Here is a 2,097-nt window from a genome sequence, read left to right on the forward strand (position 1 = left end):
GTAGTCGATCCAGCCGTCGGATTTCGACACGCCGATCTGGTCGGTGAAGCGGCGGAAGCCTTCGGCCGTGTAGCCGCGGCGACGCGCGCCGACGAGGGTGGGCATGCGCGGGTCGTCCCAGCCGGCGACGTGCTTTTCCTCGACGAGCTGGATCAGCTTGCGCTTGGACAGCACGACATAGGTGAGATTGAGCCGGGCGAATTCGATCTGTTGCGGCAGCGGGCGGGTGAAGAATTCGCCGTCGGCGAGCTTGTCGAGCAGCCAGTCGTAGAAGGGGCGCTGGTCCTCGAATTCCAGCGTGCAGATCGAGTGGGTGATGTGCTCGATCGCGTCCTCGATCGGATGCGCGTAGGTGTACATCGGATAGATGCACCAGGTGTCGCCGGTGTTGTGGTGATGCGCTCTTTTGATTCGATAAATCGCCGGGTCGCGCAGGTTGATGTTGGGCGAGGCCATGTCGATCTTCGCGCGCAGCACGTGCGCGCCGTCGGGGAATTCGCCTGCCTTCATGCGGCGGAAAAGGTCGAGGTTTTCTGCCGCGGAACGACTCCGATAGGGACTGTCCTTGCCCGGCTCGGTGAGCGTGCCGCGATACGCGCGCATCTCGTCCGCACTGAGCGAATCGACGTAGGCGAGCCCGGCCTGGATCAGGTGTTCGGCGCAGGCGTACATGGTGTCGAAGTAGTTCGACGCGAAGTAGAGGTGTGTGCCCCAGTCGAAGCCCAGCCACTTCACCGAATCGGTGATCGAGTCGACGTATTCCTGGCTTTCCTTCTCGGGGTTGGTGTCGTCGAAGCGCAGGTGGCAGACGCCGCCGTAGTCGCGCGCAAGCCCGAAGTTCAGGAAGATCGACTTGGCATGCCCGAGGTGCAGATAGCCGTTGGGTTCCGGCGGAAAGCGCGTCTCGACGCGGCCGCCCCATTTTCCGGCAGCGTTCTGTTCGTCGATTAGGTTGCGGATGAAGTTGGCGGCGGGGGCGGGGGCTTCGTGCGACATGGCGGGATGGGAATCTGGAATGCGGGGATTGTAGCGGGTTCAGGTGATGATGCCGCCGCCGAGACATACCTCGCCGTCATACAGGACGACGGACTGGCCCGGCGTGACCGCCCATTGCGGGGCGTCGAAGGCGAGCTCCAGCGTGTCGGCGCCGAGCATCGTGATGCGGCAGGGCGCGTCGGTCTGGCGGTAGCGGGTCTTGGCGGTGTAGGGCCGGCCGGGGTCGGGGGCGACGCCGGCGATCCAGCTGAGTTGGCTGGCCGCGAGCGTGCTGCGCTTGAGTAGCGGGTGGTCGTGGCCCTGCACCACGATCAGCGTGTTGGTCGCCCTGTCCTTGGCGGCGACAAACCAGGGCTCGTCGCTGCTGCCTTTCTGCCCGCCAATGCCGAGGCCCTGGCGCTGGCCCAGCGTGTAGTACATCAGCCCCTGGTGCCGGCCGACGACGCGGCCTTCGGGCGTTTTCATGTCGCCGGGGTCACGCGGCAGGTAGCGTTCGAGGAATTCACGGAAATTGCGCTCGCCGATGAAGCAGATGCCTGTCGAGTCCTTTTTGGTGGCGTTGGGCAGGCCGATCTCGGCGGCGATTTTCCGCACCTCGGGCTTGGGCAGATGCGCGAGCGGGAACAGGGCAGGGGAGAGCTGCGCCTGGCTCAGGCGATAGAGGAACTAGCTCTGGTCCTTGTTGGTGTCGTGCGCGCGCAGCAGCGTTGCGCGGCCGGAAAGATCGTGGCCCTTGCCGGCGTAATGCCCGGTGGCGACGTGCTTGGCGCCGCGTGCGACGGCGTCGTCGAGGAAAGCCTTGAACTTGATTTCGGCGTTGCACAGCACGTCGGGGTTCGGCGTGCGGCCGGCCTGGTATTCGGCGAGGAAGTAGCTGAACACGCGTTCCTTGTATTCGGCGGCGAAGTTGACTGCATCGACCTCGATGCCGAGCACGTCGGCGACCGCCAATACGTCCAGAAAGTCTTGTCTGGCGGTGCACTGTTCGGTGCCATCGTCGTCGTTCCAGTTCTTCATGAAGACGCCGAGCACGTCGTAGCCCTGCTGCTTCAGCAGATGGGCGGCAACGGCGGAATCGACCCCGCCGGAGAGACCGACAAC

Annotated in this window: 1 protein-coding gene and 1 pseudogene; both read right to left on the bottom strand. The window is 64.7% G+C overall.

Translation table 11 applies throughout. The annotated features are described in order from the left end of the window. Nucleotides 1-996: glutamine--tRNA ligase (gene glnS, locus Q0L94_RS17730; protein WP_296755985.1), on the bottom strand; the 996-nt coding region annotated here is incomplete at its 3' end. Nucleotides 997-1,035: 39 nt separating this feature from the next. After that, nucleotides 1,036-2,097 (bottom strand): annotated as a pseudogene (mnmA, locus tag Q0L94_RS17735) (tRNA 2-thiouridine(34) synthase MnmA); the annotation flags it as partial.

This window comes from Thiobacillus sp. (assembly GCF_024708915.1).